Genomic DNA, 20,707 nt, shown 5'->3' on the forward strand with positions numbered 1-20,707 from the left:
GCGGGCGGTGAGCTCAATCCTTTGGCTTGGCGGCCACCAACTGCCGCAACGCGTCGTTGATCCTGTCCTGCCAGCCGGGGCCATCTTCCTGGAAATGATCGAGCACGGCCCGGTCGATCCGGATCGAAACAAGCTCGCGGACGTTCGGCGCGGCCGAAGCTTCGCGAATTGGCGGTGCCGGCTTCTTCACCGGTTTGAAGGCAGCTTCGGCGGCTGCCATCGGATTGGTCGGTCGGCGCGGAGGGGTTGCCATTGGTGACCCTGACTGAAGTGTGCTTGAGGCAATACGAGACGAGAATAGGCGAACTGGCGCCTTCGAGTACAGCTCTGGCGCCGTCTGAGCTTCTTACAGGAATGCCACCGCCATGCGCCACAGCAACGCAGATCGCGCGGCAACCCTCAACGTTCTTGCATTCGGCGCGCCGCACTACTAACTCAATTTCAGCAACCGAGGATTTGCCATGTCGACCGGACCGAACCGCATTCTCGACGAATTCGCCAAGCTGATGACCGATGCCGCGGGTGCCGCGCAGGGCGTGCGGCGTGAGGTGGAGACCGCCTTCAAGGGACAGGCCGAACGCATCCTGAATTCGATGGACGTGGTGCAGCGCGAGGAGTTCGAGGCCGCGCGCGAGATGGCCGCCAAGGCCAGGGAAGAGAATGCTCGCCTTGTCGACCGCATCGAGGCGCTCGAGGCCAGGCTTGCCGAACTGACCGGGCAGGCCACACCTGCGGCTTCCGCAAAGCCCAGGCCGAAAAAATAATTCGTTAAACTTTTCCACAAAGCACCAGCCTGAAAAGCGCTTTGCCGTGAATCGCTTACCGGCATTGCGTGACTCTGTGTGACAGCGCCTTTCCACATGCGAATGACGCAGCGCGAAAAATTGGGCTGTTCACGCGACTCCCGATCAATAGACTGAATTTGTTGCATGATTCGGAGCAGGGTCATGCGCCGGGCGGAGGGGTCCGGTCTGGGGTCTTTGCGTCGAGAAGTCCTGGCCGTCCGAGTTCTAGATCAGATTGTTCGTCGTGTGTGCCCCGCGGAGCGTGTGGCGCTCCCCTGAACACAGGAAGCATTCCATGGAACTTCTCGAACTCGAATTCTCCCGCGAAATCCATCCGGTGGATGTCATTGAGCAGGTGGCCCACAACAATGACTGGTCCTTCGAACGGGCCGGCGACGACGAAATCTCGATCTCGGTCGCCGGAAGCTGGACCGACTATCACGTCTCCTTCTCGTGGATGGAGGATTTCGAGGCGCTGCATCTGGCCTGCGCCTTCGACATCAAGGTGCCGGAGGCGCGCGCGCTGGAAGTGATGCGGCTGTTGTCGCTGATCAACGAACAGATGCTGTTCGGCCATTTCGACCTGTGGGAGCAGGAAGGCGCGATCATGTTCCGCCAGTCGCTGCTTCTGGCCGGCGGGGTCGAGCCGTCGAGCCAGCAGGTCGAGGTGCTGCTGTCGTCGGCGCTGGAGGCCTGCGAATGTTACTTCCAGGCGTTCCAGTTCGTCGTCTGGTCCGGCACATCGGCCAAGGACGCGCTGGCCGGGGTGCTGTTCGAGACGTTCGGCAACGCCTGACCAAGATGCCTTCGACATGAGTTCAAGCAGCGAGCGCAAGCCCGAGATCAGTTTCGCCGATTTCGATCGTGTCGACATCCGCGCCGGCACGATCGTCGAGGCCGAACCGTTTCCGCAGGCGCGCAAGCCGGCGTTCAAGCTCAAGATCGATTTTGGCCCCGAGATCGGGGTGAAGAAATCGTCGGCGCAGATCACCAAATATTATACGCCCGAGACGCTGATCGGCCGGCAGGTGTTCGCGGTGGTCAATTTTCCGCCGCGCCAGATCGGGCCATTCATGTCGGAAGTGCTGACGCTCGGCTTTCCCGACGAGGAGGGCGCCGTGGTGCTCGGCGCCATCGAGCGCAAGGTGCCGGACGGCGGGCGGCTGTTTTAGCCGAGAGGGAGCGTCAGGCCGCCAGTTTCCGCGTCGTGCCCAGCGCTTCCTGGACCGTATCGAGAAACATTTCCGCACAGACTTTCCAGCTGTAGCGCATGGCGCGTTCTCGCGCCTGGGCGCGGTCGACATCGAGGGCGGCGAGCGAGGCTTCGCGCAGGTCGCTGGAGACCGCGCCGCCGAAGCCGTCGCCGACGATGTCGATCGGTCCCGTGACCGGAAAGGCGGCGACCGGCGTGCCGCTGGCCAGCGCCTCGATGATGACGTTGCCGAAAGTGTCGGTGCGGCTCGGAAAGACGAAGACGTCGGCCGAGGCGTAGATCTCGGCCAGTTCGTCGTTGGGGCGGTGGCCAAGGAAATGGGCGGCGGGGTAGCGCGCCTTGAGCTTCGCCAGCTCCGGGCCCTCGCCGACAATCACCTTGCTGCCGGGCAGGTCCAGATCGAGGAAGGCGGAGAGGTTCTTCTCGATGGCGACGCGGCCGACACAGAGGAACAACGGGCCGGGGAAGCCGAGATCCTTCCTCTTGTCGGGCCGGAAATGATCGGTATCGACACCGCGCGTCCATGGTCTCAGCTTGTTGAAGCCGCGCGCTGCAAGATCATCCGCCAGCGACTGCGTCGCGACCAGCGTGCCCTGGCCGGAATTGTGGAAATCGCGCAGCCAGCGATAGGCCCAGCTTTCCGGCACCGGCAGCCGGGCGCTGAGATATTCGGGAAAGCGTGTGTGGTAGCTGGTGGTAAACGGCCGGCCGGCATTGCGGCAGTAGCGCCGCGCCATGATGCCGAGCGGACCTTCGGTGACGATGTGGATGTGGTCTGCCTTGTAGGCCCCGATCAGGCGCGCGACGTGGCCTGGCGTGGTCAGCGCCAGGCGAATATCGGGATAGGTCGGCAAGGGCAGGGTGTGGAAGATATTGGGTGTCAGGAAATCCACCGCGACGTCGAACGCTTTCAGCGTTTCGGTGAGCCGCTCCAGCGTGTGGACGACGCCGTTGACCTGTGGGCGCCAGGCGTCGGTGACCATCAATATGCGCATGGCGGGCCTTTGCTCGAAAGGTCGGCGGTTGCCTCGGTACGATGCCGGGACGGCGACCAGCCCGCGGCCCTCGCTTCGCTCCAGCGCACCCGGGCGGGCACGGGATCGAAGTGAGACGGCGGGCTCGAATCAAGTGAGGTCGCGCGCTTCATGCGCGCTCTTCAGCATGGTTTCATGACGGGCCAATGAAATCGGCCGAGCATGACCTCGTCCGAAAGCGGTTTCCGCTTTCCCGCGATCAAACCCCCTGTCAGGCGGGAACCTTGATCACGGCGCGCAAGCCGCCGAGCGGGCTGACGTCGAGCGTGATGTCGCCGCCATGGCTGCGGGCGATGTCGCGGGCAATCGACAGGCCGAGGCCAGTGCCGCTGGCATCGAGATTGCGGGCTTCGTCGAGCCGCATGAAGGGTTTGAACACCTCTTCGCGCTTTTCGGCCGGAATGCCCGGACCGTCATCGTCGATGGTGACCACGAGCGAGCCGCGGCCATGATTGGCGGCCACCTCCACCGTCTTGGCGTAGCGGAAGGCGTTGCCGATGACATTCGACATCAGCCTGGCGAAGGCGTTCGGCCGCACATGCACGGTCGGATCGCCGGAAAGCGTCGTCGACAATTTGCATTTGCGCAACCGGGCTTCCTCGCTCAGCTTCTGGAAATAGGCTTCGAGATCGAAGCGCCCGGTGTCTTCCGAGGCCTCGCCACGGGCGAAGGCGAGATAGCCTTCGAGCATCGACTGCATGTCGTCGATGTCCTGGTTGAGCGCGGCCTTGGTCTCGGCCTTGCCGCCCGCCAGCGCCAGCTGCAGCTTGAAGCGGGTGAGGATGGTTCTGAGGTCATGGCTGACGCCGGTGAGCATGGCGGTGCGCTGTTCGATCTGGCGCTCGATGCGCTCGCGCATCTGGATGAAGGCAAAGCCGGCGCGGCGGACCTCCTCCGCGCCGCGCGGGCGGAAATCACGCGGCATCGGCCGGCCCTTGCCGAAGCTTTCGGCGGCCTCGGCCAGCGTCAGGATCGGCCGGATCTGGTTGCGCAGGAAGGGAATGGCGATCATCAGCAGCACCAGCGAGGTACCGACCATCCAGATCAGGAAGATGTGCGTGTTCGAAGCATAGGCCTGGCTGCGGCGCACGAAGACGCGCAACACCTTGCCTTCGAGCTGGACGCGCACCTCGATGATGTTGGAATTGCCGACCGTGTCGATCCAGAACGGCCGGTTGATCTGGCGGGTGATCTCGGCGGAGAGAACGTCGTCGAGGATGGAGAAGAACGGCTTTGGCCCGGGCGGCGGCAGCGGGTCGGGCGGCAGGAGGTCGACCTTCAACTGCATGCGGTCCTGGGCGATGCGGATGATGTTGGCGTAGTCGGCGTCGTGCGGATAGGTCTCGATCAGGTCGATGATGGCGGCGATGTCGCGCACGGTCGCCTGCGACAGGCGCTGTGTCACGGTCGCCCAATGCCGCTCCATGAAGACGAAAGCGACCACCGATTGCAGCAGGATCATCGGCGCGATGACGATGATCAGCGAGCGCGCGTAGAGGCGCTTGGGCATGTAGAGCGAAACGAGGCGCCAGAACCGGTTCCAGACGCGCGGAACCCTCTTGAGCAGCCGTGTGGGACGCGTGCTCAAGCCGTCAGATTCCGGCTGTTCCAGTTCCGTGGTCGCCATTCACCTTTCGCTCGCTCCGTGGCCGCCAGGCCGAAGGCGGTAGTCTATTCGACGCTGAGCCGATACCCAATACCGCGGACCGTCTGCAGCCAGACCGGATTGGAGGGATCGCGCTCGATCTTGCGGCGCAGCCGGTTGATCTGGACGTCGATGGTGCGCTCGCCGACATCCGATTCGTCGCCGACCAGTTCGTGGCGCGGGATGGTTTCGCCGGCGCGCGCGGCGAATATCGCCAGGATCTCCTGCTCGCGATCGGTCAGCTTCAGCGCCTCGCCGCCACGCTTCAATTCGCGCCTGGCGATCTGGAATGTGTAGGGACCGAAGACGAGCTGCTCCACCTTGGGCGTGGTCGCAGGGCCGCCGCGGCGCAGGATGTTGTTGATGCGCAGGATCAATTCGCGCGGATCGAAGGGCTTTGGCAGGTAATCGTCGGCGCCGGCCTCCAGGCCGGTGATGCGGCTGTCGGTCTCCGATAGCGCCGTCAGCATTAGGATCGGCACGTTCTTCTCGGCCCGCAGCGCCTTGGTCAGATCGACGCCGTTTTCGCCGGGCATCATCACGTCCAGCACAAGAAGATCGAAGTCGAGGCCGGCGAGCTTGCGTCGGGCTTCGCCCGAAGTGCCGGCGACGGTGACGCGAAAACCGTTTTCGGTCAGATATTGCTTGAGCAGGTTGCGGATGCGGGTGTCGTCATCGACCACAAGCAGATGCGGCGCATCGTCGTCCGGTGCGGCCGCGTGATCAGCGCGTTCAGTGCTCTCCATGGCTTTTCCCTGACATTTTTGCGGACCCAACGTCGATCTGGGCTCTCAGTTCCGGATTGACCATTGCTTCGAGGAAGCGTTCCACCTGGGTCCGTTCGGCGGCTCCGGAATCTTCCAATGCAGCATGGATGCGGCGCGACTGTGGCCGCGCCAGCGCCAGCGCCAGCGCGCGGCCCTTGGCGGTTGGATACAGTTCGCGCTGGCGACGGTCGCGCGGCCCTTGCAACTGCACGACATGGTCGGTGTCGATCAGCTGCTTCAGCACGCGCGCCAGGCTCTGCTTGGTGATCTTCAAGACATCGAGCAGTTCGGCGACCGTCAGGCCCGGCCTGCGGTTGACGAAATGCAGCACCCTGTGGTGGGCGCGGCCGAAGCCATAGTCGGCCAGGATTTGATCGGGATCCGAGGTGAAATCGCGATAGGCGAAGAAAAACAGCTCGATGAGGGCGAAATCGATGCCATCCTCGATTGACATCGCGGTCCTGATCGGTGTCCCGGCTGTTCGGCTTCGATCCGTCATCTCTACTCCATGGGCAGGGAAGATTATGTCAGTACTATTGACATAATTTCCCTGCAATGGTAATTTTTGACAAGGTTTTGGGCGGATTGCGAACGAAAAGGCAAGACAGGCCGGGTTTTCCGGAACTTCCTGAGTTTGCCAGAGCACGATTATCCGCCTACCTTTCCAGACAGCGGCAGGCGCCCCAACCAGATGGCGCGGCCGACAAGAGCACGCAACGAACAACGATATGCGGGCTGCCGCCCGCGGGAGGTTACCATGGCATCCGTTCCCTTTGATCAACTGGACGGCTTCATCTGGATGAACGGCGAGTTCGTGCAATGGGGCGAGGCCAAGATCCATGTGCTGACCCACGGCCTGCACTATGCCAGCGCGGTGTTCGAGGGCGAGCGCGCCTATGGCGGCGAGATCTTCAAGCTCAACGAGCATACCGAGCGCCTGCATGAATCGGCGCGGCTGCTCGGCTTCAAGATTCCCTATTCGGTGGCCGAGCTCAACGACGCCTCCAGTACCCTGCTGAAGAAGCAGGGCTTCAAGGATGCCTATGTCAGGCCGATTGCCTGGCGCGGCAGCGAGCAGATGGGTGTTTCGGCGCAGAACAACCGCATCAATTGCGCCATCGCCATCTGGCAGTGGCCCAGCTACTTCGATCCGGCGCAGAAGCTGAAAGGCATACGTCTCGACATGGCCGAGTGGCGCCGGCCCGACCCGCGCACGGCGCCGTCCAAATCGAAGGCCGCAGGCCTCTATATGATCTGCACCATGTCCAAGCATGCCGCCGAGGCCAAGGGCTATGCCGACGCCATGATGCTCGACTGGCGCGGCCAGGTCGCGGAAGCCACCGGCGCCAACATCTTCTTCGTCAAGGACGGCAGGATCCACACGCCAAAGCCGGATTGCTTCCTCGACGGCATAACCCGCCGCACGGTCATCGGCCTCGCCAAGGACCGCGGCCTGGAGGTGGTGGAGCGCGCCATCATGCCGGAAGAACTCGATGGCTTCGAGCAGTGCTTCCTGACTGGAACGGCAGCGGAAGTGACCCCGGTTTCGGAGATCGGGCCGTACCGATTCGAGGTCGGCGAGATCGCCAAGACGCTGATGAATGACTATTCTGCGGCCGTTCAGCCGAAGCACGCGATCGCCGCAGAATAACGAAAGTCACAGCTTTTCGCGCAAGCAGGGGCGGTTTTCGGACCGCCCGTTTTATTTCAGCGTTTCTGCATTTGACTTTCGCCGAATTCAGCGTCTCCATGATGGTGTCGGCCCGGGAGGCTGGCAGCTATGGAGGGACTGGTAAGATGGACATGAATACGCTTCTTCCGATCATCGTTCAGATCATTACAGGCATCATCGGTGGTCAGGCGGTCGGCGCGGCGATCAAGACGGCGGCGATGGGGCAGCTTCCCAAGATCCTGGGCGGCGCCATTGGCGGCGTCGGCGGCGCGGCGATCCTCGGCAGCCTGCTCGGCGGCACAGTCGATCCGGCAGCGGCTGCGGCAGCGACGAGTGGTCTGGGCAGCGCGCTCAACTTGCAGAACATCGTTGGCGGCGCCGGCGGCGGTGCGATCCTGACCGGCATTATCGGCGCGGTCATGGGCGCCATGAAGAAGTAAGCCTGCGATCTCGGGCTGGCCAAATGGGCGGCTTCGGCCGCCCATTTCTGTTTCCAGAGCGCGCCGCATGAAATGCGTTTAGGCGCGGCGCGCTTTGGAACGACCGATTGTTGGTGTTCCCAAGGGTGGACGCCCTTCGTTCGCGCCTCTACATCACGGCGTGAACATCGAAAGGACGATCATGGGTCAGCTCAATGCCGGCATCGTGCCGGTCACGCCCTTCCAGCAGAATTGCACGATCCTGTTCGACATGGACGACAAGCACGGTGTCGTCGTCGATCCGGGCGGCGATATCGACAAGGTGCTGGCGGCGCTGAAGGATAATGCGATATCGGCCGGCGCGATTTGGATCACGCATGGTCATATCGACCATGCCGGCGGCGCGATGGAGTTGAAGGAAGCGCTCGGCGTCGAGATCATCGGCCCGCACGAAGCCGACAGGATGTTGCTCGACAATCTCGAGAGCCAGGGCAGGCGCTATGGCATTGCCGGCGTGCGCAACTGCGTGCCCGACCGGTTCCTCACCGAAGGCGAGACGGTCTCGTTCGGCTCGCATCTCTTCGAGGTGCTGCATTGCCCCGGCCACGCGCCCGGCCATGTCGTCTATTACAACCGCGCGGCCAAATTCGCCCATGTCGGCGACGTGCTGTTTCGCGGCTCGGTCGGGCGCACCGACCTGCCAGGCGGCGATCATGCGGCACTCATCGCCTCGATCAAGGACAAGCTTTTGCCGCTCGGCGACGACATCGGCTTCATCTGCGGCCACGGTCCGGGCGGGCGTTTCGGCGAGGAGCGGCGGAGCAATCCGTTTTTGACGTGAAGCGCGTCGCGCCGAAGCCGGTGCCGGCTTGACAAAAAAGCGCCGGCCTTGCGGTCAGCGCTTTTTGTTGGGGCAGGGAAGCCCTTGGTCAGTTGGCGGTGCAGAAATGCTGCTCGCCATCATTGCCGGTGAAAGTGCCGGTGCGGGGGTTGAAGGTGCGGTACCGGTCGGAGCAATAGTCGTACCAGCCACGCGTCCACGGTTCGGCATAACGGTCGGCGTAGACCACTTGCGGTTCGGCATAGTAGCGGCGGACCGGCGCCGGGCGTATCCGCACATCGCGATCGTAATAGTCGTCATCGTAGTAGTCGCGGGGCGGCGGCTGCTGGTTGGCCAACGCGCCGCCGATCAGTGCGCCTGCGGCGAGGCCGAGCACACCGGCGGCAACAGCGTCGCCATGGCCGTGGTGGCGGTGATGACGCCAATCATCGGCGTTGGCCGCGGGCAAGGCCACGAGCATTGTGGCGGCCACTGCGGCGGACAGCACGGCTGTCTTGAAAATTCGATTCATGTCGATCTCCTTCGTGCCGGCCCGTAAGAATTCCGGGGATGTGGTCCGGCTTTACGAAAGATTAATATGAGACCATGGCTGAACGGGGGCTGAACGAATTTTTGCCTGACCGGAGGGCCACGGGCATCAAATATCGACCGCTCCAGCGAGCGAAGCTGTCCTGCCAGAACCGCCGCCGGTCTGGAGCCGGCTCAGCCGATCGACAGGTTGACGGCCTTGGGACCCTTGCCGCGCTTGTCGGGCTCGGTGTCGAATGTCACTTTCTGCCCATCCTCAAGACCGGGAAGACCCGACGCCTGCACGGCCGAAATATGAACGAAGACATCCTTCGCGCCATCATCCGGTGTGATGAAGCCGAACCCTTTGGCATGGTTGAAGAATTTGACGGTGCCGGTCTGCGGCATGGGAAGCTCCTTTGATCCCATAAACTCCAGTCTCGGGCCGGCAAATGCCCGAATGGAAATTTGTCCTTTATTTTAGCGTCATCGGCAAGAGAAAGTTTTGCGGGCACTTAAAGCGCGTAGCGCTTTAAGTTTTTGTTATGATGCATGTCGTTGACCCGACACCGGATCCACTTTGGGGCGACAGCATTTTTGCTGCGCTGCGACATGAAAAAGGCGCGACGAAAATCGCCGCGCCTTCAAAATTCGTTTGCCTCTTCCGAAGTCATTCAAGCTTCGGAGCCCAGTCGCACGGCCAGGAAGGGCGTGCGCCTTGGCCGATGGCTCAGGCGGCGCGGAGGTTGACGGCCTTGGGGCCTTTGCCCATGCGATCCGGCTCGACGTCGAAGGTGACCTTCTGGCCGTCGACGAGCGTGCGCAGGCCCGAGGCCTCGATCGCGGAAATGTGGACGAATACGTCCTTGGCGCCACCGTCGGGCGTGATGAAACCGAAGCCTTTGGTCGCGTTGAAGAATTTAACGGTGCCGGTCTGGGCCATTGGGGAAACTCCTTCACCCGTTCAGTCTTGATGGTCCTGCCCGCCACCTTGCGTCGAGGGCAGTTCCCGGTGGTAGCTTTCGGCAGTCATGCATTGGCGCATGGTCAAACCCCCCGCCGAAAAACGGGGCCGTCAGAGATTCACAGTATCGGGGAAAGGTCGTCCAAAACGTTCCGCTCTCCGGGTCGCAAATGCCCGAACACGGAATTTATCGCACGGAAAAGTGAAGGTTGCAAGATAGCGCCGCGGGCCGCCCCCGATGGGCGCGTCCCGACGCATGAATCGACCAATCCGAGCATCGACGCGCCGCAAATAGGCCTCGTTGCCTGAGGGGTCATCGGCCACAGCCCCGTCACGCATGGGCCAGCGGCGGCGACGGCTGGCGGTGCGAGGCTCCGGGATAATCCAGGCGCCGTTTTTTAAGCAGTCGGCTGCAACGAGGGTTGCAATCGGCGATGGAATGAGGAGGATCGCCACAGCGCGACTGGTTTGAGCCTTGCTTTCGTGAATATCATTGTCCGGGATCGCTGCGGATTTGGAGCGACACGCAGCGGGACGGGGATCGAGGGAGAGACGATCATGAGGTTTCTTGCGGCAATCTTCTCGCGACAGGGTTTTGTCATCCTGTTCCTGCCGGCTGTTCTTGCCGCCTGTACCGTGGTCGTCGACGACGGTCCTGGACCGCGGCCACGGCCGCCGCGGCCGGGACCGCAATTCTGCACCAAGCAGTACGAGCCGGTCTGCGCCCGGCGCGGTGGCGACCGCCAGACCTTCGCCAATGCCTGTCTTGCCGACCGGGCCGGTTATCGCATCGTGCGCGACGGTCCCTGCCGTGACGGTGGCAGCGGGGGTGGCGGCGAGCAGACCTTCTGCACCCGCGAATACGCGCCGGTCTGCGCCCGGCGGGGCGGCGAGTTGCGAACCTTCCCCAACGCCTGCGAGGCACGCGCCGCCGACTACCGCATCGTTGGCGGGGGCCGCTGCTGAAAGGCCGGGTGTTCGTCTTTTCCGCACTTCGGGAAAAGCGGATGCCGTCTAAAACAAATTTCGGGGACGTGTGACGGTTAGAACGGGGATGGATAGGCCCCGTCGGCCGGCCCGGCGTAAAGCTCGCTGCCGTGCTCATCGCAGATGCGCACGCGGTCAGGGATTTGCGGCATTGCGAGCGTATGGAAGAGCGCGGTGGCGTTTTTCAAGAAGATTTTGAAAAATAAGTAAGCCAAAGGAAAATATTGCTGCGTTCATTCGAAAAACTCTGCTATGGTTTGATGATAGTTTCCAAAAATTCTCAAAAATCATTTTGGGGTTCATTCCCGAAATTTACGTTTATTTTCTCCAAATAAGGACAAAACCATGGTTTCTGCGAGAAGTTCGAGAGGCAATACCACCGCGATCAACCCGCCCATCAGGCCGGCCACCGCATATGCCGTCGCCATCGGACGTACCGGCAAACCTGTGATCGTCAGGTCGGCGCGGCTGACCATCAGAAGCGACGAGGCGGAAAGGCGGACGATCGCCGATACTGACGGAACGGTTCGGCGCGCCAGGCAGACGGCCGAGACCAACCGGCTGATTTGATCTCGTCCGCGCCGATGGCAAGCGCAAGAAACCAAGCAAAGCCTTGAACCCGCCGCGCCAATGGCCTAGATCGCGGCAGGCGGACAAACACGGCAGGTTTCCCATTAACAGAGATCAGAGACGAGCGGCGGGTGCTGGCGCCAATTCCGGCTCGGGCGGACAGCCGCCGTCGAGTCTCGACCAGCATGTGCAGAGGGCGCTGCAACTTCATCAGGCGGGGCGGCGGCAAGAGGCCGAGGCGCTTTATCGGCAGGTGCTGACCCACAAGGTCAACCATGCGGCGGCTGCGCATTTCCTCGGTCTTTTGCTGCACCAGACCGGGCGCAGCGCCGAGGGGCTCGGTCTCCTCGAGCAATCGGTGCGCTTGCAGCCGAAGAATCCGGATTTCCTCAACAACCTCGGCACGGTGATGCGCGATCTCGGCCGTGTCGCGGCGGCCGCCGATTTCTTCCGCGGCGCGGTGGCGCTGCGGCCGGACCAACTCGCGGCGCGCGACAATCTCGGCTCGTCGCTGAAGCAGCTTGGCCAGTTCGAGGGCGCCGAGGAGATCTATCGCGGCACGGTCGCGCGCAATCCCTTCCATTTCCGCGCCCGCATCGGGCTTGCCGAAACCCTGCAGGAAGCGGGCCGCCTGGACGAGGCGCTGGCCGTCTTCCGCGAGGCGCTGTCGATCCGTCCGAAGGACGCCGAACTGCTGCACGGGCTGGGCGTCGGGTTGATGGAAAAGGGCGAGCTCGACGAGGCGGCCGACCTGTTCCGGCAGGCGCTGGCGGCCGATCCCGGCATGGCGCGCGCCTGGCTGATGCTGACGCAGGTCAAGCGCCAGAAGGAGCGCGATGCCGAACTGACCGGGATGGAGGCCCAGCACGCCAAGGCGCTGCCGGACAGCCTGGCGCGCATGCAGCTTGCCTTCGGCCTCGGCAAGGTCAACGACGATCTGAAGGATTATAACAGAGCCTTCGATTATTTCGCCGAAGGCAATGCCATCCGCCGCAAGGGCATCGACTACGACGCCGAAAGGACGCGCGCCGAATTCGAGGCCATGAAGACGGTGTTCGATAGGGATTTCTTCCAGAAGCACAGGCCCAGCGCGATCTCCGACGACACGCCGATCTTCGTCGTCGGCATGCCTCGTTCGGGCACGACCCTGGTCGAGCAGATCATCGCCAGCCATCCGCAGGTCTACGGCGCCGGCGAGCTCGGCATCCTGAAGACGGCGGTCGGCAGGCAGTTCCCGGCGACCATGCCCGGCGGTTTCCCCTGGGGTGTTTCGGATGCGCCCGATATGGATTTTGCCGAGGCGGGACGCGCCTATCTCGACATGCTGCATGCCCGCTATCCGCACATGCGCCACGTCACCGACAAGATGCCGGGCAACTTCCTGCTTGTCGGCTTCATCCACATGATGATGCCGAAGGCCAGGATCATCCATTGCGCCCGCGATGCGGCGGCAACCTGCCTTTCGATCTACAAGGTGCATTTCCGCGGCGACAGCCACCGGTACGGCTATGATCTGGGCGAGCTCGCCGATTTCCACAATCTCTACACGGACATCATGGCGCATTGGCACAAGGTGCTGCCCGGCGTCGTGCACGATGTGCGCTACGAGGATTTCGTCGCCGACCAGGAAGGCCAGAGCCGGGCGCTGATCGACTATCTCGGGCTGCCATGGGACGATGCCGTGCTGTCGTTCCACCAGACCGACCGGCCGGTGCGCACGGCTTCCGCCGCGCAGGTGCGCCAGCCGATGTATCAAGGCTCGGTCGACCTGTGGAAGCGCTACGGCGACAGGCTGAAGCCGCTGCTGGACAGACTGGCCTAAAGCGGCTCGGCATCCCGGGCAGGGCGCTGAACCGCTCTGCCCGGACGCGTTGCCTACAACTCTATGAACGTCTGGAAGCCGCCGAAGATCATGCGCTTGCCGTCGAACGGCATTGTCGACATGTCCGGCTGCAGACGCGGATCGGCCATCACCTTGGCCATGACCGCGTCACGGTTCTGCCTGGATTCGTAGGTTACCCAGGCAAAGATGACGACCTCGTCATCCTTGGCCTGTACGGCACGTGGAAACGAGGTGATCTCGCCATAGGGCACGTCGTCGCCGACGCACTCGACATAAGCGAGTGCGCCGTGTTCCTTCCAGATGGCGCCGGCGTCGCTGGCGAACTTCTTGTAATCGTCGAGTTTTGCCTTTGGCACGGCAAGCACGAAACCATCGACATAGGACATTTAGGGTCTCCTTGATTGGCGGCGGTTCTTTCTTATCCGCCTGTGGGGTAAAGGCGGTGGCGATAGCGGACGAAAAGCCAATTGCCTGGCTTTTCGAGCTTCGAACGCCCTGAGCCCGCGAAGGGCCGGGCGGTGGCCGATCCACTTGCCGGGTCCCCGCTGCTTCGCAGCGACCCGGCGTTCGCCGGTCTTTCATCGTGCCACTTGCACGATGAATTCGCCTTCGGCGAACCGGCTGCTCACCCCACAAGAGGCGAGGTGAAAGAGCTTACTTGACCGGTGCGTTCATCGCCCAGTCGATGCCGAAGGGATCGCGCACCTGGCCCCATCGGTCGCCCCAGAACATCACCTGCAGCGGCGTCACGATCTCGCAGCCGGCGTCGACCGCGCGCTGCCACCAGCCGTCGATCTCGTCGCTGCCGAGATGAAGCTGGAGCGTGTAGCCCTGCGGCGCCTGGTGCGGGTGGCCGTGCTCGGGATAGGCGTCAGAGAGCATCAGCGTCGAACCGTTGATGTGGAGATGGATGTGCATGGTGCGGCCTTTTTCGTCCGCAGGGTAGAAAAAGACCTGCTTGGCGCCGAACGCCTTCTGGTAGAATTCGGCAGCCTTGAAGGCGCCGTCCACCTGCAGATAGGGGGTCAATCCGCCGAGCACTTTCGCCTTGGGCTGAACAGGGGTCTGGTCGGTCATTGCGTGTTCCTCTTCACGTTTGTTTTGGCCTTGCGGACCATAGGACGCGCGAGGGGACGGCGGTCCTACATGGGCGTGAAATTTTTCTCGTGGGCCGGGCCCGGACTGGCCGGGCGACCGGCGAACTCAAGCGATAGGCGCATGGCTCGGCCGGTCATATGACCTTGGCCGGGACGGCGGCTGAGCGGCGGCTGTGCTGCGCATCGAAGAGTTCCGGAAAACCGACATCCTTGCGCAGTTCGGCGGGCAGCGAAAGCAGGATGCGCTCGCTGCGGTGGCGGGCACGCGCCGCCGCATATTGGGTTGCGATGCGGCTGATGGAGGAAAGGACGGACATGATGCATTCTCCCTGGGTTGGCGCCGGCATCATCGTGTCGGCATCCCAAGGACGAGGCAGGTTCTGGCGATCCGACAGGTCGTCGAAATTTTTTGTCGGACCGCGGTAGATTCGCGGCGGGTGGTTTGCGCGGTTAACTCAAGCGGCAACTTCCAAGCGCTCGATCGTGTCGAGATCGGCTTTCTTCGCCTCTCCCTCGACTGCGAGGTCGTAGCTGGCCTGCATGTTCATCCAGAACTGTGGTGTGGTTCCGAAGAATTTCGCCAGACGCAGCGCAGTATCGGGCGTCACCGGTGTTGCCTCGTTGGCCAGGCGCTCGATGCGCGTGCGCGGCACATGCAGCTTTTTGGCGAGCGTATAAGGCTTCAGGCCAAGCGGCGCGAGATACTCTTCGCGGAGAATTTCGCCGGGATGGATAGGCGGCTTGATGTTCAGCATTTGAAACCTGTCTTTCAATGGTAGTCTGTTATCTCGACGTCCTCGGCTTGTCCGTCCACCCAACGAAAGCAGATGCGAAACTGATCGTTGATGCGGATCGAATGCTGACCGGCACGCTTGCCTTTCAGCGGCTCAAGCCTGTTGCCGGGAGGCGTCCTGAGATCCGAAAGTTCAGCGGCATTGTCGATCATGAACAGCTTCCGCTGGGCCGATCGGACAAGATCCTACGGGAAACCCTTTGGAGCCTTGCCGCTCGATACAGCTTCGCTGGTCTTGTCCCTGAACGAGCGTATCACCTGCCGGGTCCAATCGACGTACCATCGCACGATACGTTTCGAAAGTCAAGAAAACGTCTCATGAGATGACACGAAACCCCGACCTGTCAATGACAGGCCAGAGTTTCGCATGGCATGGCTTGTCCTGTCGCTTAGCGGTTTTCATCAGCCACCGACCGAAAAAACGCCTCCGGGTCGTCGACTTCGGTCAGCCGCCGCTTGTCGATCAGCCAGAAGCGGTTGCCGATGGCGCGGATGAAAGAGCGATCGTGCGAGGCGAGCACGCAGCTTGCCTGGTGCTTGAGCAATTCCTCCTCCAGCGCTTCCTGGCCGTCGATGTCGAGATGGTTGGTCGGCTCGTCGAGCAGGTAGAAATTCGGATTGGCGAGCCGCAGCGCCAGCATCATCAGCCGCGCCTTCTGGCCGCCGGACAGCACACCGATCCTGCGCTCCTGCATCTCGATGCCGACGCCGGCGCCGGCAAGCAGCGAGCGGGCGCGCTGTTCGCCGACGTCGTAGCGGCGCGAGACCATCGCCAGCGGCGTGTCGTCGCCGCCGATGCCGGACAGCGCCTGGTCGCTGTAGCCGAGCACCGTCGACGGCGTCACCTTCACGTTCTGAACCGTGTCGGGGTCGATGATGGCGTTGCGGATCAGGGTGACGAAGCGCGATTTGCCGACGCCGTTGCGACCGAGCAGCACGATGCGGTCGCCCTGGCAGATGTGGCGCTTGCCGGTCCTGAACAAAAGCGTGCCGTCGGGCGTTGCCACCGCCGCGTCGTCGAGCGTGATCAGCACCTTGGCGTGTGTGCCGCGATTGGCCAGCCGGATCGCACCGGCCGATTTCTCGCGATGCGCCGGGGCCGCCGCATCCTCCAGTCGCTCCGCGCGTTCCTTGAGCTGCTTGGTCTTGACCGTGAGAAGGTCGCTGCCCGAATTGATCCCGATATTGTTGAGCTTGGCGGCCTGGCGGCGCAATTGCTGCGCCACCTTCATGTCGCGCTGAAACTTGCGCTCGGTCGAGGCGTCGAGCTCGTCCATTGCGTCCCTGGCGCGGGAGTAGGGAAGGGAAAACACCGGCGACTGGTCCGGGCGCAGGAACAACGTGCGGTTGGTGGCGGCGTCGAGGAAGGCGCGGTCATGGCTGGCGATCACCACCGGCACCTCTCGCGGTAGCGCGTTCAGCCAAGTTTCGAGCTGGCTGATGCGGGCAAGGTCGAGATGGTTGGTTGGTTCGTCGAGCAGCAGCATGTCGGGATCGGTGACCCAGACACGCGCGATCAGTGCCAGCCTCTGCCAGCCGCCGCTCAGCGCCTGCATCTCTCGCTCGCGCATCGCCTCAGGCACGTCGAGCGAATCCAGCGCCGCATCGACACGCCACAGTTCGCTTTCGGCCTGCTCTGATGGCAGAGCATCGGCCACCACCTGATGAAAGCTGCGGCCAAGCAGGGCAGGGGGAACGGACTGCTCGACATGGCCGACGCGCAAGCCGCGCGTGCGGCTAATGTCGCCGGAGGTCGGCTCCATCTCGCCGGCCAGGCATTTGAGCAAGGTCGACTTGCCGCGACCGTTGGCGGCAACGATGCCGAGCCGGTCGCCGCTGCCGATGGTGAGGTCGAGATTGGAAAAGAGCGGCGCACTCATGGTGACGCCGAGGGCTTTGAGGCTGATCAGGGCCATGTCGATTTCTCTGGTCTGTCCGGAAAGTCCGGCTCAATGCACTTTGTCAGTGCGCAAGCGGCCATCAGGCTCGGCAATGCGCACCACGAAGGGCAGACCAAAAATCGAAGCGGGAAAAACCCGGACCGTCCCTGGTCAGCCCTGCAAGCAAGCTCGCAGGACGGAAATCGGGCCACGCTGACGATGGTGATCGATAAACACGCAGCCCTCCTTTCAAGACGTTCAGGTGTGGGGACTGAGTACACCAAAGGTCATGCGCTGGGCAAGAGGAGGGTAGTGTCGAGCGGGCCTGAAGCTGCCAATCTTCCCACTGGGGGGAGATGTCCGGTCGACCCTCCGCAACTGCTGCGGAGGACAGAGGGGGGCGCTGTCCCGCCGGCATTTCGAATGAACTACTTTCCGGGCCTTCCGGTCTTCGCGGGCCGGCGCTTTTCGCGGCGGGCGTCGCCGGGGTCTTCGTAAGAACCAATGCCGGCGCGTTGGCGCACGATTGGTTTGTCGTCGCGTTCCTTCGCGCCCCCCTCTGTCCTGCCGGCCCCCACAAGGGAGGAGATCGGCTGTGGCTTCGCCGGCACTTTTCCCTCGACCGGTTTCTCGGTGCGACGCACGGTCATCTCGTCAAGAGAGTTTTTCTTGAACAGCGGTTTGACCGGCTCGCCCGGAATGCCGAAATCGGAACGGTGCGCTTCGGACGCCGACTGTTTCTTGAACAGCGAGCGCGACACCGCACCGGCCGGCGTCGGCATGTCGGTGCCCGGACCCATATCGTCGATCGAAGGTTTGGCGAACAGCGGCTTCTTCACGGGCACCGCGCCGTCGGCGCCCATCTCGTCGAGATCAGGCTTGCGGAAGAGGTTGGGCCGGGCAGCCTTGGCGGCCTCTTCGGCGGCACGTGCTTCGTCGAGCTTGCGGGAGCGCTCCTGTTCCTCCGCTGTACGATGCTTGGCCACGCCCTTGTTGTGCTTGCCTTTTTCGCGGCCCGAGACCGGGCTTTCCATATCGGCATATTTGGCCAGCGGATCGTCGGAGATCGACATCTCCATCTCACGCAGGCGCTTGATCTCGTCGCGAATGCGGGCCGCCTTCTCGAAATCGAGATTGGCGGCGGCGTCGCGCATCTGCTTCTCCAGCGCGTCGAGATGGGCCTTGAGGTTGTTGCCCATCATGGCGCCGGCGCTGTCGGTGAACTGCGAGATGTCGGCCCGGACATGGTCCTTCTCGTAAACCGAGTCCAGGATATCCGAGATGCGCGACTTGACCGATTCCGGCGTGATGCCATTGGCGGCGTTCCACTCCATCTGCTTTTCGCGACGGCGGTTGGTCTCGGCCATGGCGCGTTCCATCGAGCCGGTGACCTGGTCGGCATAGAGGATGACCTTGCCGTCGACATTGCGGGCGGCGCGGCCGATGGTCTGGATCAGCGACGTCTCGGAGCGCAAAAAACCTTCCTTGTCGGCGTCGAGGATGGCGACGAAGCCGCATTCTGGAATGTCGAGGCCCTCGCGCAAAAGGTTGATGCCGACCAGCACGTCGAAGGCGCCGAGGCGCAAGTCGCGCAGGATCTCGATGCGCTCCAGCGTGTCGATGTCGGAGTGCATGTAGCGCACGCGCACGCCTTGCTCGTGCAGATATTCGGTGAGGTCCTCGGCCATGCGCTTGGTCAGCACGGTGACCAGCGTGCGGTAGCCGGCCTTCGTCGTCTCGCGGATCTCGCCGACGACGTCGTCGACCTGGGTCTTGGCCGGGCGCACCTCGACCGGCGGGTCGATCAGGCCGGTCGGTCGGATGACCTGCTCGGCGAACACGCCGCCGGACTGCTCCATCTCCCAGCCGCCGGGCGTTGCCGAGACAGCGACCGAGAGCGGGCGCATGGCGTCCCATTCCTCGAAACGCAGCGGCCGGTTGTCCATGCAGGAAGGCAGGCGGAAGCCGTATTCGGCAAGCGTCGCCTTGCGCCTGAAGTCGCCGCGATACATGCCGCCGATCTGCGGCACGGTGACGTGGCTTTCGTCGATGAAGACCAGCGCGTTGTCGGGGATATATTCGAACAGAGTCGGCGGCGGATCGCCCGGCTGGCGGCCGGTGAGATAGCGCGAATAGTTCTCGATGCCGGCGCAGGAGCCGGTGGCTTCCAGCATTTCGAGATCGAAGCGGGTGCGCTGCTCCAGCCGCTGCGCCTCGAGCAGGCGGCCGGCGCGCTCGAGCTCGACCAGACGGTGCTTGAGCTCTTCCTTGATCGACTTGATGGCCTGGTTCAGCGTCGGGCGCGGCGTCACATAGTGCGAATTGGCGTAGATCTTGACGCTTTTCAGCTCGCCTGTCTTCTGGCCGGTCAGCGGGTCGAATTCGGTGATCGCCTCGATCTCGTCGCCGAACATGGAGATGCGCCAGGCGCGATCCTCAAGGTGCGCCGGAAAGATCTCGATCGTGTCGCCGCGCACGCGGAACGAGCCGCGCACGAAATTGACGTCCTGGCGTTTGTATTGCTGGGCGACGAGATCGGCGAGCAGAGCGCGCTGGTCGAGCCGGTCGCCGATCTGCATCTGGAAGGTCATCGCGGTATAGGTCTCGACCGAGCCGATACCGTAGATGCAGGAGACCGAAGCGACGATGATGACGTCGTCGCGTTCGAGCAGCGAGCGCGTCGCCGAGTGGCGCATGCGATCGATCTGCTCGTTGATGGAGGATTCCTTCTCGATGAAGGTGTCGGTGCGCGGGACGTAGGCTTCCGGCTGGTAATAGTCGTAGTAGGAGACGAAATACTCCACCGCATTGTCGGGGAAGAATTTCTTGAACTCGGAATAAAGCTGCGCCGCCAGCGTCTTGTTCGGCGCCAGGATCAAGGCGGGACGCTGCGTCTCCTCGATCACCTTGGCCATGGTGAAGGTCTTGCCCGAGCCGGTGACGCCGAGCAGCACCTGCGTGCGGTCGTTGTTCTGGACGCCCTCGACCAGGTCCTTGATAGCGGTCGGCTGGTCGCCGGCCGGCTCGAAATCCGACACCATCTTGATGGTGATGCCGCCTTCGGATTTCTCCGGCCGGGCAGGACGGTGCGGAGTCCACAGCACGCCGTCCTTGTGCAGCGGATTGCCGGATTCGATCAATGCCGAGAGAGCCGCCACCGTCGCGGTGAGGCCGCTCGACGTCATCGTCTCGGCTTCCTCGAGCGAGACGTCGAGGCCTGCGACGGGATTGAGGCCGGCCGCCGCGCGCTCGCGGGCTGTCGCCGCGCCGCCCATCGAGGTGCCGCGCGCCGTGCGCCCGGGCGCTGCGGAGCGCTCGGGGATCTTCTTCGACGGCTTCGGCGACTTGCCGCCCTCCTTGCCGGCCTGGCGCCCTTCGCGTTCGGCTTCCTGCTCGATCTGCTCGGCCCAGTCCGCGACCGAACCGGTGAGCGGCGTGCCGGACAGTTCGGGCTGCGGCATCTCGGCGAAGCCGCCTTTGTGAAGCGGTTCCGAGGCGTCGAGGAAATCGGTCAGCGGGCTGCGCCGCTTGGGCGCGGCGCGGTCGTCATTCGCCGTCGGCGGCGTTCTCTTTTCGGTGGATTTGGCCATGTCCGGAATATGGGAGGTCTTGGCGAAAATGGAAAGAGCGCGATCAGCCGAGGCGCATCACCAGGTACGGCTCCTGACAGAAGGCTGTCAGGAGGAGGCA

23 protein-coding genes and 1 pseudogene are annotated in these 20,707 nt (G+C 63.1%); 8 read left to right on the forward strand and 16 right to left on the reverse strand.

Features of this window, described 5'->3' with window-relative positions; all coding sequences use genetic code 11:
• Positions 1-13: 13 nt before the first annotated feature.
• Positions 14-253, reverse strand: a complete 240-nt coding sequence (locus tag FJ964_RS08030) for a BrnA antitoxin family protein (protein WP_140549871.1) — start codon at positions 251-253, stop codon at positions 14-16.
• Positions 254-461: 208 nt separating this feature from the next.
• Between FJ964_RS08030 and FJ964_RS08035 the strand changes: the two genes are divergently transcribed.
• From FJ964_RS08035 to FJ964_RS08045, 3 genes are all read left to right on the forward strand, one after another.
• Positions 462-764 (forward strand): accessory factor UbiK family protein, encoded by a 303-nt coding sequence (locus FJ964_RS08035; protein ID WP_140516880.1) that lies wholly within the window; start codon positions 462-464, stop codon positions 762-764.
• A gap of 316 nt (positions 765-1,080) precedes the next feature.
• Positions 1,081-1,581: a YbjN domain-containing protein gene (locus FJ964_RS08040; RefSeq protein WP_127855850.1), complete on the forward strand. Its 501-nt coding sequence runs from the start codon at positions 1,081-1,083 to the stop codon at positions 1,579-1,581.
• Positions 1,582-1,597: 16 nt separating this feature from the next.
• Positions 1,598-1,957: a tRNA-binding protein gene (locus FJ964_RS08045; RefSeq protein WP_140549872.1), complete on the forward strand. Its 360-nt coding sequence runs from the start codon at positions 1,598-1,600 to the stop codon at positions 1,955-1,957.
• 13 nt (positions 1,958-1,970) lie between these two features.
• Here FJ964_RS08045 and FJ964_RS08050 read toward each other — a convergent pair whose 3' ends face one another.
• From FJ964_RS08050 to FJ964_RS08065, 4 genes are all read right to left on the reverse strand, one after another.
• Positions 1,971-2,993, reverse strand: coding sequence for a glycosyltransferase family 1 protein (locus tag FJ964_RS08050; protein WP_140549873.1), 1,023 nt, complete (start codon positions 2,991-2,993; stop codon positions 1,971-1,973).
• A 250-nt stretch (positions 2,994-3,243) separates the two neighbouring features.
• On the reverse strand, positions 3,244-4,659 hold the full coding sequence (locus tag FJ964_RS08055) for an ATP-binding protein (protein WP_140549874.1): 1,416 nt from the start codon (positions 4,657-4,659) through the stop codon (positions 3,244-3,246).
• Between the two features lie 44 nt (positions 4,660-4,703).
• Entirely contained in the window at positions 4,704-5,423 is a 720-nt protein-coding gene (locus tag FJ964_RS08060) for a response regulator transcription factor (protein ID WP_140549875.1), read from the reverse strand.
• Positions 5,410-5,943 carry a MarR family transcriptional regulator gene (locus FJ964_RS08065; RefSeq protein WP_181172411.1) on the reverse strand — a complete coding sequence of 178 codons (534 nt, stop codon included), beginning with the start codon at positions 5,941-5,943 and terminating at the stop codon, positions 5,410-5,412. The genes FJ964_RS08060 and FJ964_RS08065 overlap by 14 nt, the downstream gene beginning before the upstream one ends.
• 258 nt (positions 5,944-6,201) lie before the next feature.
• Here FJ964_RS08065 and FJ964_RS08070 point away from each other — a divergent pair, with 258 nt between their 5' ends.
• The 3 genes from FJ964_RS08070 (at position 6,202) to FJ964_RS08080 (ending at position 8,376) form a co-directional block, all read left to right on the forward strand.
• Positions 6,202-7,095 carry a branched-chain amino acid aminotransferase gene (locus FJ964_RS08070; RefSeq protein WP_140549876.1) on the forward strand — a complete coding sequence of 298 codons (894 nt, stop codon included), beginning with the start codon at positions 6,202-6,204 and terminating at the stop codon, positions 7,093-7,095.
• A gap of 146 nt (positions 7,096-7,241) precedes the next feature.
• Positions 7,242-7,556, forward strand: a complete 315-nt coding sequence (locus tag FJ964_RS08075; RefSeq protein ID WP_140549877.1) for a hypothetical protein — start codon at positions 7,242-7,244, stop codon at positions 7,554-7,556.
• A 181-nt stretch (positions 7,557-7,737) separates the two neighbouring features.
• Complete coding sequence (locus FJ964_RS08080; protein WP_140549878.1) at positions 7,738-8,376, forward strand: MBL fold metallo-hydrolase; 639 nt, start codon at positions 7,738-7,740, stop codon at positions 8,374-8,376.
• Between the two features lie 88 nt (positions 8,377-8,464).
• On the opposite strand, the gene FJ964_RS08085 is transcribed toward FJ964_RS08080, so the two are convergent.
• From FJ964_RS08085 to FJ964_RS08095, 3 genes are all read right to left on the reverse strand, one after another.
• Positions 8,465-8,887, reverse strand: a complete 423-nt coding sequence (locus FJ964_RS08085) for a BA14K family protein (protein ID WP_140549879.1) — start codon at positions 8,885-8,887, stop codon at positions 8,465-8,467.
• Between the two features lie 191 nt (positions 8,888-9,078).
• The gene (locus FJ964_RS08090) at positions 9,079-9,291 is read right to left on the reverse strand and encodes a cold-shock protein (RefSeq protein ID WP_006202521.1); all 213 of its coding nucleotides are present in this window, start codon (positions 9,289-9,291) and stop codon (positions 9,079-9,081) included.
• A 322-nt stretch (positions 9,292-9,613) separates the two neighbouring features.
• The gene (locus tag FJ964_RS08095; RefSeq protein WP_006202520.1) at positions 9,614-9,826 is read right to left on the reverse strand and encodes a cold-shock protein; all 213 of its coding nucleotides are present in this window, start codon (positions 9,824-9,826) and stop codon (positions 9,614-9,616) included.
• A 579-nt stretch (positions 9,827-10,405) separates the two neighbouring features.
• On the opposite strand from FJ964_RS08095, the gene FJ964_RS08100 reads away from it, so the two are divergent.
• A complete protein-coding gene (locus tag FJ964_RS08100) occupies positions 10,406-10,813 on the forward strand; it encodes a Kazal-type serine protease inhibitor (RefSeq protein WP_140549880.1) in 408 nt (135 codons plus the stop codon).
• Positions 10,814-11,133: 320 nt separating this feature from the next.
• On the opposite strand, the gene FJ964_RS30940 is transcribed toward FJ964_RS08100, so the two are convergent.
• Entirely contained in the window at positions 11,134-11,391 is a 258-nt protein-coding gene (locus tag FJ964_RS30940) for a hypothetical protein (protein WP_181172395.1), read from the reverse strand.
• Between the two features lie 200 nt (positions 11,392-11,591).
• Between FJ964_RS30940 and FJ964_RS08110 the strand changes: the two genes are divergently transcribed.
• Complete coding sequence (locus tag FJ964_RS08110; RefSeq protein ID WP_140549882.1) at positions 11,592-13,226, forward strand: tetratricopeptide repeat-containing sulfotransferase family protein; 1,635 nt, start codon at positions 11,592-11,594, stop codon at positions 13,224-13,226.
• Between the two features lie 53 nt (positions 13,227-13,279).
• On the opposite strand, the gene FJ964_RS08115 is transcribed toward FJ964_RS08110, so the two are convergent.
• The 7 genes and pseudogenes from FJ964_RS08115 to uvrB form a co-directional block, all read right to left on the reverse strand.
• A complete protein-coding gene (locus tag FJ964_RS08115) occupies positions 13,280-13,633 on the reverse strand; it encodes a DUF1428 family protein (RefSeq protein ID WP_140549883.1) in 354 nt (117 codons plus the stop codon).
• Positions 13,634-13,901: 268 nt separating this feature from the next.
• The gene (locus FJ964_RS08120) at positions 13,902-14,324 is read right to left on the reverse strand and encodes a glyoxalase/bleomycin resistance/extradiol dioxygenase family protein (protein WP_140549884.1); all 423 of its coding nucleotides are present in this window, start codon (positions 14,322-14,324) and stop codon (positions 13,902-13,904) included.
• A gap of 154 nt (positions 14,325-14,478) precedes the next feature.
• The gene (locus FJ964_RS08125) at positions 14,479-14,661 is read right to left on the reverse strand and encodes a hypothetical protein (protein ID WP_140549885.1); all 183 of its coding nucleotides are present in this window, start codon (positions 14,659-14,661) and stop codon (positions 14,479-14,481) included.
• 138 nt (positions 14,662-14,799) lie between these two features.
• Complete coding sequence (locus tag FJ964_RS08130; RefSeq protein ID WP_140549886.1) at positions 14,800-15,099, reverse strand: HigA family addiction module antitoxin; 300 nt, start codon at positions 15,097-15,099, stop codon at positions 14,800-14,802.
• Between the two features lie 14 nt (positions 15,100-15,113).
• Positions 15,114-15,395 (reverse strand): annotated as a pseudogene (locus FJ964_RS08135) (type II toxin-antitoxin system RelE/ParE family toxin).
• A 131-nt stretch (positions 15,396-15,526) separates the two neighbouring features.
• A complete protein-coding gene (locus FJ964_RS08140; RefSeq protein ID WP_140549887.1) occupies positions 15,527-17,053 on the reverse strand; it encodes an ABC-F family ATP-binding cassette domain-containing protein in 1,527 nt (508 codons plus the stop codon).
• Between the two features lie 392 nt (positions 17,054-17,445).
• The gene (gene uvrB, locus FJ964_RS08145) at positions 17,446-20,607 is read right to left on the reverse strand and encodes an excinuclease ABC subunit UvrB (protein WP_140549888.1); all 3,162 of its coding nucleotides are present in this window, start codon (positions 20,605-20,607) and stop codon (positions 17,446-17,448) included.
• Between the last annotated feature and the right edge of the window lie 100 nt (positions 20,608-20,707).

The organism is Mesorhizobium sp. B2-3-2, assembly GCF_006442295.1.
Taxonomy (GTDB): Bacteria; Pseudomonadota; Alphaproteobacteria; order Rhizobiales; family Rhizobiaceae; genus Mesorhizobium.